This window comes from Mycobacterium sp. E802, assembly GCF_001666875.1.
Classification (GTDB): Bacteria; Actinomycetota; Actinomycetes; order Mycobacteriales; family Mycobacteriaceae; genus Mycobacterium.
On sequence record NZ_LZJD01000159.1, the window covers coordinates 40649 to 56116 of the forward strand.

Sequence of the window (15468 nt, forward strand, 5' to 3'; positions counted from 1 at the left end):
AATGTGGGGCGACATTTTGAGCATGGCACTTTTCGTGTCACTCAACCCGGTACTGCTCGGCTTCATCCTGCTGGTGATCTCGCGGCCCCGGCCGCTGTCGAACCTGCTGGCGTTCTGGATCGGCGCGATGATCGTCAATGTGCCGGCCTTCGTGGTACCGGTGCTGGTGCTTCACGCTGTTCCGTCATTCGCCTCGGCGGCCCAGGACCTGGTCAATCCGAGCCCCACGTCGGGGATCCAGCCCCTGCAGCTGTGCATGGGTATCGCCTGGTTGGTGATCGCGGCGTTGTTGGTCATGCGGATCCGGCAGAAGAAGCGGGTCGAGCAGACGGTCCCGGCTGGCCCGCAGGGGCATTCGTCGACGTTGGTGCTCGACGGCGAGCCCGAGCGTGAGCGGCCGGCGCCGGGCCGTATCCGCACCGCGTGGTCGCGCTTCTACGACCCGCTCCGGCGGCTGTTCCACCGCTTGCACGAGGCCTGGGAGAACGGCGCGCTGTGGATCGGTCTGGTATTCGGCATGGGATATATCGCGCCGCCGCCGCTGGTGTTGTTGGTGGCCACGCTGATCGCCGGGTCGGGGGCCGCGATCGGTACCCAGGTGGTGGCCAGTGTGGTGTTCGTGTTCGCGATGCTGATCGTGTTCGAGATCGCGTTGCTCAGCTACGTGGTTTCACCGGCCCGCACCGCCGCTCTTCTCGAACCGTTGCACGAATGGTCGAGGAAACACCGGCTGTTGGTGTTGGCGGTGCTGTTCACCCTGATCGGTATCTGGCAGACGGTGAAGGGCTCCGGGCTGATCTGAAGCTCGGCGGGCGCACGCTAATTCCGCGGCGTCGCCACCGGCGTCTGCGCTTCGGCGACGGTATTTTCGGCCGGCTTTTTGGCGGCCTGCTTGAAAATACGGGCTTTCAGCGCTGACGCTCGTTTTTCCACCACGAACCAACTCAGGGCGGCGATCGGCAGCACGGCGGCTGTGGCGAGGACGAAGAACAGAAATGGGTTCAGAGGCGCCAGCCCGCACACGGCCAGCAATTGTTGGACCGGGAACGCATAGATGTACACGCCGTAGGAGAAATCGTTGCGCAGACGCGATTTCCGGATCAGTGCGCCCGAAACGATGATCGCGTAGGCCAGCGGTAAGACGCCCAACATCCGGTAGTTCTGGATGAACCCGGAGGCCGCGACAAGGACAACGCTGAGCGCGACCAATGACCACCGGGCCGGAATCTTGTCCTGGTACTGGTAAAACATGGCGCCCGCGAGGAAGACCACCGCGAATCGGGCCAGCATCTGCGCCATGCTGTAGCCCGGCGGCGTGTAGGAGACGTAGGCCGACCAACAGAGCGCCAGCACGAACATCGTCGGGATGGTCCAGCGCCGCTTCAGCAATCCGAGAAACCCGACCACCGACACCAAGACGTCACACAGCAGAACGAAGAACAACGTCCAGATCGATCCGTCCCAGATGCCGGGGAAGGGAACGTCCGTGGGGGTCCCGTCGATGCCGCCGTACGCGACGTTGAGCAGGCCGTTGTTGACCACATACGCGATCTGGGAGGACAGCGTCAACGAACTGTCTTGAATCTTGGCCGCGATCGGCGCGATGACGAACGCGACGATCATCAGGCACACCCAGAGTCCCGGGAAGATCCGTAAGAACCGCGACGCCCAATACTCTTTCAGGTGGGGCCGGCGAATCCAGGCCGCAGTGATCAAGAACCCGGAAATGACAAAGAATCCGTCGGCAAACATGTCGCTGAGCAAGCGGGTTAGCGGGACATTGTCGATCTCTCGCCCGGTGAGAGGCCAGGAGTGCCAGAAAACCACGCCAATTGCGAGAACCAGGCGCCAGGCGGTGAGGGCATTGTGGCGTTTGTCGAATACCTGCCCAAGCGTCATGGCGCCACCCCCAAAAGGCTCCGCTGTTGTGTTCCGCAAACAATATTGGCATAACTGAGCGCCGGTAAAGCGCGGGATCAGGCGGAAAGCCGACGGTATGCCCAAGGCGCACTTGGCTTTTGATCAATGTCAAATTTGCTGAAATGTGACAGGCGAGAGTTGTTGCGACGTGGGGGATTAACGTCGGAGCATTCGGGGCCGCGCCAAAAAAATTGACCGCAGCGTATGCGTCAAGCTCATGGCATTCGAATGAATAAATGGTGAGGTCCGTCAATTTACGGCCAACGTCGGCGCCAAGGCTGTTGTGGTGTCGCGACGTTCATTTGCCATCGTTACCGTCTGCGGTGAAGTTCGCCCGCGAGCCGACATTTTTGACGTTGAGAGCAATATGGTGCGGCCGGTCCGCCGCCCGCGGGCCCGGCGGAGTCGGGGTGCGCATCGAAGCCGGGGGAGTGGGTGCTGTCGTACGCCTGATCAAGCGCGCCGCAGTTTCGTGGGCCGGCGACCCACCATGTGGCGGTGAGCAGGGGGCACCTGCGGTAGCGTTTCTGCTGTGCAGGCCCGCGAAGGCCTGACACCTCAGGAGTTCGCGCTGTTCGAGCTGCCGGTGCGATCACGACGGCCGCCCGGCGGGGATTTGGTGTTCTGATGCCCGATCTGTATCCCGTCGACGATTCCGACGACGCGGATCCGCGGCTGGCGCCGTTGTTGGCCTGGCGCCAACAGCTGGTCGACTCGGGTGCGGTCGCGGCCCGCAGCTTCAAAGAGGCACATCTGCGGCTGGTGCTCAGATCCGGCCGCACCGATGTCGAGCAGATCCGGGAGATGCTGCCCGGTTCAGTGGCCGAGCACGCCGAAGAGATGGCCCGGGTGCTGGCCGAGCTGGACTCCCCGGCCCCGGATCACCCCGTCGATCACCCCGCAGACCATCCGCCGGAAGCCCAGTCGGACACCCGGGCGCCGCAGCCCGGCGCCGTGCACGCCATCGCGTTCCGCCGGGGAGAATCCCGTCCCGATGCCGTCGAGTTGAGCTGGCCGGACTATCAGGCCAATGGGGGAGTGGTGCTGTACCGGGTGGTCAGCGCCGAGGACCGGGCCCCTCGGTCACCGGAGAACGCCGATCTGGTGGCCGCCACCCCGCTGTCGGCGGCCAGTGACGACCGCCCGCTGACCGGACCGCTGCGCTACTACCAGGTGTGGGTGATCACCGGAGCGTCGCGCTCGGATGCCCTGAGCACGCGTCCGGTGCTGCATGCCGCCGGAGTACTGGTCGCCCCGCTTCGCGACGTGGCCATCCGGGAGGACTCCGGCCTGGTCATCGGACAGTGGACGGCGCCGCCGTCGCCGTGTGTCGTGCACGTGTACCGGATACCGATCGAGGAGGCCGGCGAGACCGAGATCGACGAGGCGCGTCACCGGATCCTGGCCGACAAAGACAACCGCGAGGGGTTCGTCGACACCGGTGCCGTGCGCGGTCGGCGGTACCGCTACCGGGCGCGCTGCGCCGCCGAGGTCGACGGGGTCGCGGTGGTCTCGGAGCCCGACGACGTCGACCTCGATGTGTCGGCAGTGCTCGCCGCGGTCACCGACATCTCGGTCGACTCGAGCTTCGACGGCGCATCGTTCGACGTGTCCTGGACGGCACTCGGGGCCGAGGTCGTCGTCTACCTCAGTCAGAGCGGGCCGAGCGCCGGCAATGTCTCCACCGAACTGCCGGAGAACGCGCTCGAACAGGTCGGCTTGACTCCCGAACTGCGGCTGCACCGAGCGGTCGTCGATCAGTCCCAGCCCGACGGCAGCCGCCGCACGTTGATGTCCGGCGTGCCATGGCCCGAGGGCTGGAGCCGGGCCTACGTCACCCCGGTGACCGTGCTGGCCGGACGCGCGGTGCTGGGCCGCACCGTCTCGGCGGTACGTACCGGCATCATCCGCGACATCGAGCTCGCCGAGTACTGCAACAAGCAGGTGCTCACCTTCGATTGGCCCGACGGCGCGGCGGGCGTCGTGGTGACCCTGGCACCCAAGGGCCACGATCCCCGCGCCGGGCTGACCGGCAGGTCCTTCGAGATCTCGCTGGAGGACTACGAGAAGTACGGCGGTATGCACCTGACCGGGGCCCTGCCGGTGGCCGGCTGCTCGCTGCATCTGGCGCCGGTGGCGTTCTCCGGCGGTCGCCGGGTCACCGGTCCGGTGGCCAGCATCGAATATCCGGGCATGCTGCGCCTGCAGTATGCCGTGCGGATCGGCCGTGATCAGGCCGGTTATCCCACCACCGCCACCGTGGCGGTGCGTTCGGAATACGACGTCCCAGGGTCGCCGTCGTTCGTGTTGGTCAACAACCCGCAGCGGATGCCGTTGAGCGTGCACGACGGCCAGCCCGTCGACGTGGCGCCGCTGGACGCGCAGGGCCAGCTGGCCGATCAGCCGTCCAAGCAACTGCGCTGGAGCGCGTTGACCACCTCGGGCAGCGGCGAGCTGTGGGCAGCCAATGTCAGCGGGCTGCACGGCTGGATCCGGCTGTTCCTCAATATCCCGGACCCCGCGCAGCTACGGACCCTCGCGCTGCTGGACCCCCCGGTGCAGACCCTGCAGCTCACCGCGACGGTGTTATGACATCGCGCTACGGCCAGCTCGCCTACACCTCGTTCGACGCCGTCGGCACGGCAGGCGGCTGGCAGATCAAAGAAACCGGCGGCTGCCTGACCCCGGGGGAGACCCAGGCCCTGATCGCCGGGGTGTACACCGTGTTCCGGCCGGTGGAGGCCGCACCGGATTTCCCCACTCCGGAGCAACTCGAGGATGGGCCGCGCCGGTTGGCCTATCGCCGCGTCGAGGACGGCGCGGCGTACTGGCACACCTTCCCGGCCGGGTCGGACTCCACCGGACGGCCGGGCAACGTCTTTGCGCACGTCCTCCTGGACCGCGCGCCCAATACCCACCCGCGCCATCGGGCGATCCAATGGTGGCGGTCGCCGGGCTGGTTGCGGCCCTACGGAGCGGCCGCGGTGGCCCGGGCCGCATTGCCGGCCGAAATTCCGCCTCCGGGTGCGGTGGTGACCAAGGACAGCGTGGTGGCCTTCGCGCTGGACCCCACCACGTGGCGGCTGGCGACGTTGTTCGTCCTGCTCGACGCGGTGGCCGCGGCGATGGCCGGCGGCCCGCCGGTGGTGCTGGGTGTGCAGTCGCCGGATGCCGCCGCGCAGTGGATCGGTCTGGTCAGCTTCTTCATGTCACCGGGCACCGCGGCAGGCCTGAGTTTCTCGACCTTCGACCGGGCCGATCAGATCGGGCCGCACCACGGCCAGGTGCTCACCGCGGTACCGCTGGAAGATCTCGTCGCGGTGGAACCGGGCATGGTGCTGATCAACGAGGCGGAGAACATCTCGCTGGGCGAGCTCGGCGGTGATCCGCATCGCACGGCGGGCGGGCATCACATCACCGTCACCCGGTGGTCGGTGATGGCGCAGGTGGTGCTGCTCGATACCGTCTCGGCGCGGCGGGTGCTCGACGACATCGACACGTTGTCCTCCCAGGTACGCGACGACGGTCTGCATCCGGCCTGGCCGATGGCGATGGCGGTCGCCGGGCACCCGCAGTTCGCCGACGCCCAGGTGGAGGCCCATGAGGTGATCGCCGCGCACTCCCCGGCGGGTGCGGTGGTGGGCTCCGAGGCGGCGCACATCATCGCCGACGTGCTCGCGAGCGCGGTCGGGGTGACGACGGCCGACGCCTGGCGGGCGATGCACGAGTTGTCCGACGGCGCCGGTGCGGCACATGCCGACGCCACCTACTTCGTCCGCGCCATCGACGACGACGCCTGGATGGCGCAGGCCGGTCCAATCCCGTTGGGGCCGAGAACGTTTCACGGGAAACCAACACCTTCGGCGGTCCGGGTGGCCATCGGCCCGGCCCTGGAGCGCAGCCGGAAGCTGGGCGTCGACCGGTTGTTGAGAACGGTGGACCTGCTGTTGCGGGCCGGGGTGGCCGATGATCGCCTGGAGGCGGCGTTGGTGGACGGCGTACTCCCCGGGCTCGCCGAACCGCAGGTGCGCGGCCTGATCGGCGCGGCCGACCGGCTGTCGCTCGGGGCACTTTTGCTGCGCGACGGCGACGTCGAGGCCACCACGATCGACGACGACGTCCTGGACTGGCTGGCCGAGGCCGGCCCGGTGCCCGGGCCCGCCGAACTGGCGAGCGCCCAACCCTGGGACCAGGTGTGGATTCGTGCCGCGCTGCGGGGTTTGCGGTCGCGTCGGCGCGGCGCGGTCGACCCCGGCGATCCCGGGACGCAGCTGTGGTGGCTACGCACCACCGAGCCCGAGCGCTTCGAGGCCGCCGCCGCAGCCTCGGTCTGGAATCCGGAGGACCTGTTGCTCGCCGTCGGTGCCGAGCCGCTGCCGGGCCCGGCAGCGTTGCGCACCCTGGTCGGCGCGGCGGACTCGGCGGCGTTGCGTCAGTTGGCCGGCAAGGTGATCGACGACAACGGCGACAGCGCGACGGTGGCCTGTGCCGCCGTCCGCCACATCGAGCCGAACGATTGGCTGCACCGGCACTATCTGCACACTCATCAGAGTTCGTATGTGCCGCTGTGGGATCAGGCGCTGGCCGGCCTGGAACCCGATGGGGTGCACCCGGATTTCGCGGTGCGGCTGCTGAGCTTCGCGCTGTTGGGCCTGCTCACCGGGCAGCCGTATCCGTTGGCCTGCCAGGCGTTGGCGGCCGAGTCCGGATACCGTGCGCAAGCCGTCCAGCGGGTGCTGCCCCTGGTCAACGGCGACCAGCTGGCGCCCGCACCGGTGATGGCGATCAGCCTGTTGCGGGCCGAGGCGGGCGCATACCTGCCCGAGCCGATGGATCAGCTGGCCGGCGTGCTGGCCGGCCAGGTGGCGACCACCATGGCGGGCGTCGAGGCGGAATCCGTGGTGATGTTGATGGCGCAGATGTCGGGTGACTACTCCGAGGGGACGATGCGCGGGTACCGCAAAATGGTGAACAGGCTGATGACGCGGCGGGGCGAGCAGCCGTCGTTGGTGGAGCGACTGCGGGGGAGCCGGGGCTGACATGAGCAAATGCCCACGGTGCTTCACCGCACTGAGCCCCAACAACCACCTGTGGACGCTGCCCGCCCAGGCCGGAGGCACCCGCTACCGCGACGATGTCGCCTCGGCCTACGTGGGCGCGCCCGCCGACTGCGGTGCGCTGTACACCTGGACGCGGTCCCCCGGCTACAACGGCCCGCCGCCGCCGGTGTCGGAGGCCAGCCGCGCGCTGCAGGGTGCGGCGGTGGAGATCTGTCCGGTCTGCCACTTCACGCTTCCCGACGGCTTCCGCGAAGGCCACGCGATCTGCATCGCATTGGCCGGTGCCCGGGCGACGGGCAAGAGCCTCTATATCGCGGTGCTGATCAAGCAGCTGGAACTGTTGTGCGAACGCTTCGGTGTGGTCCTGGAGCCGGTCACCCGCGCCACCGCGCAGAACTACGCCACCAATTACGAAGGCCCGCTGTATGTTCAGCGCGGCCTGTTGCCGCCCACCCCGACGGTGCACACCCAGGCGCCGAATCAGCGTGAGCCGCTGGTGTTCTCGATCGGTGTCTGGCACGGGGTGCGGCGCTTCCTGGTGCTGCGCGATGTCGCCGGTGAGGATCTGGAGAACGGTGACCTGCGGGCACCACCCTTCCAGTTCTTCGGCCACGCCGACGCGGTGTTCTTCATGTTCGATCCGTTGCGGGTCAAGGCCATCCGCGATCAACTGCAGGACCTGTTGCCGCCGCAGCCGTTCAGCGGTGGCGAGCCGCGCTCGGTGCTGGGCAATCTGCTGCTGGCAATGTATCCCGGCCGGCCCAAGCTGGCGGTGATCCTGTCCAAGTTCGACGTGCTGCGGGCGCTTCGGGACGTGCAGGGCTCGGAATGGGCCCTGGTCATGTCCAACGGCGGCGCGGCGTTCCTGCGCGACACGTCCGACGGCAAGCACTACGACGACGTCGACGGTCAACTACTCGACCAAGAGGTACGCAGCCTGCTGGTGCGTCTGCACGGCGGCTCGATCGTGGCGGCGGTGGAGAACCCGTCCACCGGCCCCCGGTTGGAGGGGCGGTACTTCGCGGTGTCGGCGCTGGGGCATGCGCCCAACGGAAACCGCGTGCACGCCAGGGGAATCGCCCCGTTCCGGTGTGTGGATCCGGTGCGTTGGGTGACCTCGCAGTTCGGCGTGCTCTGAAGCGGGCGGGGGACCCTGAACCGGCGTGGCTATGGTGGGCTGACGTGAGCAGAGAGGTGGCAGGTGGGTAAGAACGAGCGGGCAAAGATCGTCATGAGCGACGAGGAGATCGCCGAATTCATCGAACACAGCCGGACCGCGACGATGGCCACGGTGCTGCCCAACGGCCGACCGCACCTGGTCGCCATGTGGTACGCGGTGCTCGACGGCGAGATCTGGTTCGAGACCAAGGCCAAGTCGCAGAAGGCGGTCAACGTGCGTCGTGACCCGACCATCACGGTGATGATCGAGGACGGCGACACCTACGACACCCTGCGCGGCGTGTCCATCGACGGGACCGCCGAGATTGTCGACGACCCGGAAACCCTTCTGCGCGTGGGCATCAGCGTGTGGGAACGCTACACCGGCCCCTACACCGACGAGATGCGGCCGTTCGTCGACCAGATGATGAACAACCGCATCGCGGTGCGCGTGGTGCCGAGCCGGTTGCGCAGTTGGGATCACCGCAAGCTCGGTCTGCCCGAGATGCCGGTGGGCGGCAACACCGCGCAATATCTGACCGCGGGTAGCTGACCCTAGTTCGACGGCCGAGGGCGGGGCCTGAGCCGCCCGTTCGGCAAGGGCGGTGCCGGCAGCCTGGCGATCGTGCCGTCATAGCCGTGCACGTCACCGAACCGGGCATCGTTGGCCTGCCACAGTTCTCGGTAGGTCGCGATGTCCTCGTGGCTGCGGCCGACGAAGTTCCACCACATCACCAGCTCCTCGGGAAACGGTGGTCCGCCCAGCAGAACTGCTCGCGCCGGGCCCGCGCCGCGGTTGGCCAGTTCCAGCTGGGCGCAGCCGGGACCCTGGTAGGCCAGGTCGGCGACATCCAGTGCGCTGCCGGCAACCTCGACCGCGCCCTGGTCGAGGAGCACCCCGTGTTCGAATTGCGGGTCGACGTCCAGCGTCAACACCACCCCCGGGTCGAGGTCGATCTGGGCGCCCAGCAGCGGTGTGAAGGTGTGGACCGGGGACCGCGCGGGCTCCAACTCACCGAGGAACACCCGGAGCGTGGCGCCGTCGACGGTGCGCGGCGGCGGCGCGTGGTGTGCGAAGTCGCGGTCGGTATCGCGGGCGGTGTCGGGCAGCGCCACCCACAGCTGTACGCCGTGCAGGATCGTGGTGGGCTCGACGGATACCTCGGAGTGGCAGATCCCGGCGCCGGCCGTCATCAGGTTGAGCTCGCCGGGACGGACGAACGCGTGGACCCCGGCGCTGTCGCGGTGTTCGATCAGCCCGTCGAAAAGCCAACTCACCGTTTGCAACCCGGTGTGCGGGTGGGGCGGCACGTCCATGCCGCGGCCGGATCGGACGTCGTGCGGGCCGTAGTGGTCGGCAAAACACCACGCGCCGATCATGGACCGGTCGCGTTGCGGCAGGGTGCGCCGCACCAGGATCGCGCGCGGACCGCCCAGGGGCACCTCACGTGCGTGCAGGACACCGGTGTACCCCGAGTTGGCGCAGGTGACTTCCGCGGGCGCCGGGTCGGTGTTGCTCATGAACCTCACGGTAACCGCGTTCGGCGATGGTCACCGGCGGTTAGCATGACCGCATGACCGGGGGATTGACTGCCGAAGATGTTCGCAGTACCGCGTTTTCGAAACCGCCGCTGGGTAAGCGCGGCTATGACAAGAAGTCGGTGGACGATTTTCTCGCGCTCGTCGCCCGCCGCCTCGACGGGCGCGGGCACCTGGGAGCCGACGACGTCCGCCACATCGTGTTCCCGAAGCCACCGCTGTTCCAGCGCGGCTATGACGAAGACGAGGTAGACACTCTGCTCGACGCGGTGGCCGCCACGCTTGAGCGATAGCCGAAAAGAGGGGACGGTGCCGTCACTGCGCCTCGCGGCGCGTGGTCGCTCGAAGCGACGGTTCTGGTGTGGGGCCCGGGGCAATGCCCGGCACCGTCTGCGGGTGTAACGAGATACCCCGGGCCCCTATTCCTCCCCCAGTGGAAACCTGCCCTTGCCCTGCCGTCCCCTCGAATCGGCAGCGCAAGGGCCGGGCAATCAAGAGTCAGGCCGCGTCGGGGAACACCAGGCGCAGCTTGCGGACCGGGTAACCGTTGCGCTCGGCCAGCGATCGCAGCTGCTTGAGCGCGAAGCTGCGGCCACGGCCGGCCTCGGGAACCATGATCCCGGCCCACAGCCCCTCGGCGCGCGGTAGTTCGCAGGCCTCCCGGGCGCACAGCCACCGCCGCGGGCATTCCCGGCAGATGACCTTCGCCTGGTCGTCCGGGGTGGAGGTCCACCGCTCCGGATCACTGGTGCACACGCCGAGCGGGATGCCGTTGGACATCAGTGCGTTCATGCTTGCTGCTCCTGTTAGGGCTTTCTGTTGCGGTGCGTACCGCGTTGGGAGGAACGCTATAGCAACAACCGTAGCGATGCAACAGTTTGAGCGAAACCGAAGCGTGCTGCCGCTACGAAAATTCGCACCGGTAACGAGACGTCACCACCTGGGTAAAGGCCATTTGGATCTAAAACTGCACGTCAGAACGCCACCAGGTACCTCGGTGTACCCGTAGCGTAAGTACGGTTCGATCCGTCACCAAGCCGTAGCATCGGAGTTGTTTGCTGTATCTGCGAAAAACCTAATGCGTAGCGGTGCTTCAGTCGGGGGTTAGGATTGACGGGTCCCGACAACCGCTTCCGCGCTTGCGCTGAGGCTGAGCACATCGGCGAGGAACAGCCCCGAATGACCGACGCTGAGTACGATCTCGCCACTGGTGAGTTCGATGTCGGACTTATCCGCGCAGGTGCTGCAGCAGCGGCCCGCCGCCGCGAACTCGACATCAGCCAGCGCAGCCTCGCCGCCGAGGGAATCATCAACGCCGGGGCGCTCATCGCCTTCGAAAAGGGTCGCAGCTGGCCGCGCGAGCGCACCAGGCTCAAGCTCGAAGAGGTGCTGCGCTGGCCGCCCGGCACCATCGCGCGGCTGCGTCAGGGTGCTCCGGTGCCCGATCCGGCGATGTCCGCACCGGCGTTCGTCGACCCACCGACCGTCGTCGCCGCCCAGCCGCCGGCCGTGCCGTTGACCACGACGCCGCCGGCCAGCGACGAGGTGCCGCTGATCGCCCAGGCGGTGCTGACCGCGGTGAACACCCTCGAGTCGACGATCGCCACCTTGCCCGCGGTGGGCGACCCCGAGTTCACCCCGCGGGTCACCTCCGTGCTGGCCGATCTGCGGCAGTTGGAAGCGGTGGCATCGCGCGCCGCACGCCTCAGCATGGTGACCCCGGCGCTGATCAAGGCGCTCAGCGCGGTACGCCGCCAGATCGACGAGCTGACCACGCTGGCCGCCACCGCGCCCGGCGCCACGCTGGGGCAACGGCTGTACGCCGCACGCCGGCAGTCGAACCTCACCATCGGTGAAACCGCCACGGCCGCCGGGGTTTCCGAGGACACCGTGGCGCGCGCCGAGGCGGAGTACCCGGTCGACGCACCCTCCGTCCACGCCCTCGAGGCGTTGATCGGCGCGATGCGCTGATCGGTCGGGTTACCGGTCCCGACGGTCGTCCTGGGTGGGGAAGTGCTCGGCCAGGGCCGCGGCGATCTCCAGGAAGCGTCGCCGCGTCGCGGTCGACATCTCCCGAGGGTCCACCACCCCACCGGGGCGCAGATGCCCGTCGAACGGAACCTCGATCACCCGCTGCCCCTGACCCGAGAACTGTCCGGCCAGGATCGAGCGGGTGCGTTTGTCGGCGTGGCCGTCGGAGTCGTTGAGCACCACGACCGTGCGCTGCAACAGGCTGGTCATGTCGTGGGCGGCCAGCCAGTCCAGGGTCTGACCGGCGGTGGCGGCGCCGTCGACCCACGGCGAGGAGACCACGATCAACCCGTCGAGGTCACGCAGAACCTCTTGGGTGACCGGCGAATCCATGGTGGAACTGCAGTCCACCACCGAGATGGAGAAGTGCTTGTCCAGCCGCGTGGTGGCCTCGCGGTAAATCGCCGCATCGAGCACCCGGCGGCGGGCGGGCGTCCCCTCACCGGCCAACACGAACAGTCCGGCCGCGTTGTTGCCGACCCGGCTGCGCACATCGGCGAACGAGTCGAGATGCTTGTCGTTGGCCAGCTCCCAGTACGAACTCTGGGCCTGCGGGTCGACACGGCTGCCCAACTTGCCGAACGACGTGTCCGCGTCGATGGCCACCACCCGGTCGTCCTGGCGCAGCTGGGCGAAGATCGACCCGACACTGGCCGAGACGGTGGTCTTGCCGACCCCGCCCTTGCCCATCACGCCCACCTTGTAGTGACCGCGTAGGGCGCCTTTGATCTTGGCTTCGAGCTCGGCCTGACGGATGTCGTCGGCCGACGGGCCCAGGTTGACCAGCCCGAAGGTGGCCCGGTACACGAACAGCCGCCAACCACTGCCGGGCGGTTGCCGCTTGGGCGGCACGAGGTCGTTGACCCGGATCCGATCGGCGTACGAGCCCGGCGGTACCGGCGGGGCCTCGGGCATCCCACCCTGCTCCGGTGCGAAACCACCGTCGCCGGGCCACGGCTGGCCCGGCGGCGGGCCATAGGGCTGGTGCGGTGGACCGCTCGGCCCACCTGGGCCGGGTGGACGCTGGGACGGAAGCTGCCAGCCCGGCGGGTGCTGCTCCCACGCATCGGGCCGGGGCGGTACCGGCCGAGAGTCGTGCGGAGGCGGCGACGGCACCGGAGGCGGGGGAGGCGGTGGCATCTGTTGTTGCGGCGGCTGTTGCTGTTGCGGGGACGGCTGGGCCGCCGGCGCCTCGCGGAAGGTGCTGCGGGCCCGTTCGGCGTCGGGATCGGTGGGGACGCCCTGTGGATCGTCGGACTCGGAGTTGCCGGATGGCTTCGGGGTGAAGTCGACCGGGGGGCGCCCGGGGATCGAGGGCGGCGCCGGAGGCTGACGCCGGGTCGGTCGGGTGTCGGGCTCGAAGTGGGATTCCTCCGGACCCGTCCAGCCGAGCTCTCTACGCAAGGTGTCGTCGGGGTCGGACACGCCTGAATCTCCTCCGGAACTCACACACGGGAACTTTGACAGTGCTCAAGTATCGACCACAACCCGCCCGCGGTGCAGGATCCGACCACAATCCGGCCGAAATAACGCACCAGCAAATACCGGCGGCAAAGTTCACAACCACATGTGACGGTAGCTGACGGCCCGGACGGGCCGTGGGGTCGACGGACCGTCGCGGCGGCGCCCGAGTCACCGGCCCGGCAATGCGGCCACCGGTGGACCGGCCCGATAAAACCCGGACTCAACTGCGATAAACCGTGTGCCGCAGCGGTTTCAGAACCGGATTTCGGCCGCTTCTGAGGCCGGAAATTGGTGCGCTGACCGGGTCGGATGCGCTGGTAACCTCTGTTGCGGCGAAGGGGAAACGGGGAATGGGACTGCTGGGCGAGATTGCCGATTTCGGCAAAGGCGTGATCGAGAACAACGCGAAGTGGACCGAGCGCGCCGTCAAGGCCGGAGAGTTCATCGTCCGCAACACCGTGGGGGCCCAACTCGAGCAGGTGGCCAAGCTCGGCAGCCAGGTGATCGAACTCGGGCAGAAAGCCGCCGACCTTCTCGAGACGCGCATCGGCACACTTCTGGTCCGGGCCGCGCGGTCACCCATCCTGGCGGCCGGCCAGCAGACCATCGAGACGATGAAGAAGAGCACCGGCGTCGGTGCCCCGGAGAACGGCGGACGCTTCGGCGACGCCGCCGCCAAGTTGAGCGCGGCCGGCCAAGTACTCGCCTCGGCCGTCCCGAACGAGAGCTGGAACAGCGGCGGGGCCAGCGCTTACACGGCCCGCAACACCGAACAGGTGGGCCGGGTGCAGCGGATGATCGAGTTGGACAACACCGTGGCCGGGGTGCTGACCAAGGAAGCCGGCGAGATCTCGGCTGCCCGCGCCAAGCTCGACGCTCATTCCGACTGGCTCGGCTCGATGAGCCTGCTCACCACGAGCGCGGGCATCATCCCCGGTTTCGGTCCGGCCGCCCGCATGGGTGCCGAGATCGCGATGGTGGCCAAGGCCGTCGGTGAGTCGAACGACGACCTGAACACCTTGCGCGGCCAGATCAACGAGAACGCGGCGGTTCTGCAGACGGCGGCAGCGCAGTACCAGACCCTGGCTGCCGGAGCGGCGCCCACCGGCGCAGAGTTCGAGCCGCCCGTCGGCAGTGCGCCGGACGATCCGGCGTCGAGCGCGCCGGGCGTCCCGTCCGGTGGAGGCCGAGCCCCGTCGGGCGGCGGAGGCGGAATGCCGTCGGGCGGTGGGGGTGGTAGTGCCGGTGGCGCTCCGTCGTCGGCCCCGTCGATGCAATCGATACCGTCGACCTCAGGCGCCGGTGCGCCGGCGTCGGATGCGGCCGGTGATGCGGCCGGCGCGATGGGCACACTGCTGGGCTCGATGATGAGCCCCCTGAGCGGAATGTTGAGCGGGGTCACGCAGGCGGCCGGACAGGCCGCGCAAGCCGCCACCCAGGCGGCGAGCCAGGCCGCGCAGATGGCCGGTCAAGCGGCCGGGCCCGCCATGGCGGGCGGCACCGAGGCCGCACAGCTCGACAAGGCGTCGGGCGACCTGGCCGCAGGTCCGACGGATGTCGACGGCGACGGCCGACCTGACGAGGACGAAGACCGGGACGGCGAAGAGGACAAGGACGACGAGGACGACAAGGACGACAAGGACGACAAGGACGGCATCGAGGACGAGAACGAGGAGTCGGCCGACGGGGCCGACGAGGACCGGGCTGACGGCCTGCCGCCTGCGGTTTCCCTCGACGGACCCTCCGATCTGATGGACGCCGAGCCGGATCGCGAGGCCGCCAAGACCCTGCCACCCGACCTCGAGGCGATGGCGGCCGGCGGCGGTGCGGCCGGGCCGGCTCCGGTGCATGTCGGGGCGGATTTCGAGCAGGGCCCGCTGCATGTCGCGGCGGCGGCTACATTAGACCGCGGTGTACCCGGATCTGCTGCCGTGATCGAGCGGTGAGAATCCAGGTACAGGGATCGAGGGGATTTCATGTCGGGTGATTTGCGGGTTGCCACCGCTCATTTGCAGGAGTTGTCGGTCAGACAGGGCGAGGCTGCCTCCGGTCTGGCGCTGGCCACGGCGGCGGTCGAGGGTCTCGACGCCTCCGTGCGCATGACACATGGACCGATTTCGTCGTCGACGGCCACGGCGGTGGAAGCCGCGTTGACCGCGCGCCGAGCCGCGGGCAACGGTATGGCCCAGGTGTCACAGGACCTCGGCGACAAGCTCACCCGCGCGGCGAGCGGATACGACCGGACGGATTCGGCAATGGGCGACGCCCTCAGCGGGACAGTTCGATAGGGGGGCGC

Annotated in this window: 13 protein-coding genes; 9 read left to right on the forward strand and 4 right to left on the reverse strand. The window is 68.4% G+C overall.

Features of this window, described 5'->3' with window-relative positions; genetic code table 11:
- Nucleotide 1: 1 nt before the first annotated feature.
- Nucleotides 2–802, forward strand: a complete 801-nt coding sequence (locus tag A5699_RS23195) for a GAP family protein (protein ID WP_067774495.1) — start codon at nucleotides 2–4, stop codon at nucleotides 800–802.
- A 17-nt stretch (nucleotides 803–819) separates the two neighbouring features.
- Here A5699_RS23195 and A5699_RS23200 read toward each other — a convergent pair whose 3' ends face one another.
- Nucleotides 820–1899 (reverse strand): acyltransferase, encoded by a 1080-nt coding sequence (locus A5699_RS23200; RefSeq protein WP_067774498.1) that lies wholly within the window; start codon nucleotides 1897–1899, stop codon nucleotides 820–822.
- A 648-nt stretch (nucleotides 1900–2547) separates the two neighbouring features.
- Between A5699_RS23200 and A5699_RS23205 the strand changes: the two genes are divergently transcribed.
- From A5699_RS23205 to A5699_RS23220, 4 genes are all read left to right on the forward strand, one after another.
- Entirely contained in the window at nucleotides 2548–4512 is a 1965-nt protein-coding gene (locus A5699_RS23205; RefSeq protein WP_067774501.1) for a hypothetical protein, read from the forward strand.
- Nucleotides 4509–6959, forward strand: a complete 2451-nt coding sequence (locus A5699_RS23210; RefSeq protein WP_067774504.1) for a hypothetical protein — start codon at nucleotides 4509–4511, stop codon at nucleotides 6957–6959. Before A5699_RS23205 ends, A5699_RS23210 begins: the two co-directional genes overlap by 4 nt.
- A 1-nt stretch (nucleotide 6960) precedes the next feature.
- Nucleotides 6961–8118: a hypothetical protein gene (locus tag A5699_RS23215; protein ID WP_067774506.1), complete on the forward strand. Its 1158-nt coding sequence runs from the start codon at nucleotides 6961–6963 to the stop codon at nucleotides 8116–8118.
- A gap of 63 nt (nucleotides 8119–8181) precedes the next feature.
- Nucleotides 8182–8691, forward strand: a complete 510-nt coding sequence (locus tag A5699_RS23220; protein WP_067774509.1) for a pyridoxamine 5'-phosphate oxidase family protein — start codon at nucleotides 8182–8184, stop codon at nucleotides 8689–8691.
- 2 nt (nucleotides 8692–8693) lie between these two features.
- Here A5699_RS23220 and A5699_RS23225 read toward each other — a convergent pair whose 3' ends face one another.
- Complete coding sequence (locus A5699_RS23225; RefSeq protein WP_067774513.1) at nucleotides 8694–9659, reverse strand: pirin family protein; 966 nt, start codon at nucleotides 9657–9659, stop codon at nucleotides 8694–8696.
- Between the two features lie 53 nt (nucleotides 9660–9712).
- Here A5699_RS23225 and A5699_RS23230 point away from each other — a divergent pair, with 53 nt between their 5' ends.
- On the forward strand, nucleotides 9713–9970 hold the full coding sequence (locus tag A5699_RS23230; protein ID WP_067774517.1) for a DivIVA domain-containing protein: 258 nt from the start codon (nucleotides 9713–9715) through the stop codon (nucleotides 9968–9970).
- Between the two features lie 205 nt (nucleotides 9971–10175).
- Here A5699_RS23230 and A5699_RS23235 read toward each other — a convergent pair whose 3' ends face one another.
- Entirely contained in the window at nucleotides 10176–10469 is a 294-nt protein-coding gene (locus tag A5699_RS23235; protein ID WP_067774520.1) for a WhiB family transcriptional regulator, read from the reverse strand.
- 387 nt (nucleotides 10470–10856) lie between these two features.
- Here A5699_RS23235 and A5699_RS23240 point away from each other — a divergent pair, with 387 nt between their 5' ends.
- The gene (locus A5699_RS23240; protein WP_067774523.1) at nucleotides 10857–11648 is read left to right on the forward strand and encodes a helix-turn-helix transcriptional regulator; all 792 of its coding nucleotides are present in this window, start codon (nucleotides 10857–10859) and stop codon (nucleotides 11646–11648) included.
- Between the two features lie 9 nt (nucleotides 11649–11657).
- Here A5699_RS23240 and A5699_RS23245 read toward each other — a convergent pair whose 3' ends face one another.
- A complete protein-coding gene (locus A5699_RS23245; protein WP_067774526.1) occupies nucleotides 11658–13133 on the reverse strand; it encodes a MinD/ParA family protein in 1476 nt (491 codons plus the stop codon).
- A gap of 389 nt (nucleotides 13134–13522) precedes the next feature.
- Between A5699_RS23245 and A5699_RS23250 the strand changes: the two genes are divergently transcribed.
- The gene (locus tag A5699_RS23250; RefSeq protein ID WP_067774528.1) at nucleotides 13523–15118 is read left to right on the forward strand and encodes an EspA/EspE family type VII secretion system effector; all 1596 of its coding nucleotides are present in this window, start codon (nucleotides 13523–13525) and stop codon (nucleotides 15116–15118) included.
- Between the two features lie 30 nt (nucleotides 15119–15148).
- Entirely contained in the window at nucleotides 15149–15460 is a 312-nt protein-coding gene (locus A5699_RS23255; protein ID WP_067774530.1) for an ESX-1 secretion-associated protein, read from the forward strand.
- Nucleotides 15461–15468: the final 8 nt, after the last annotated feature.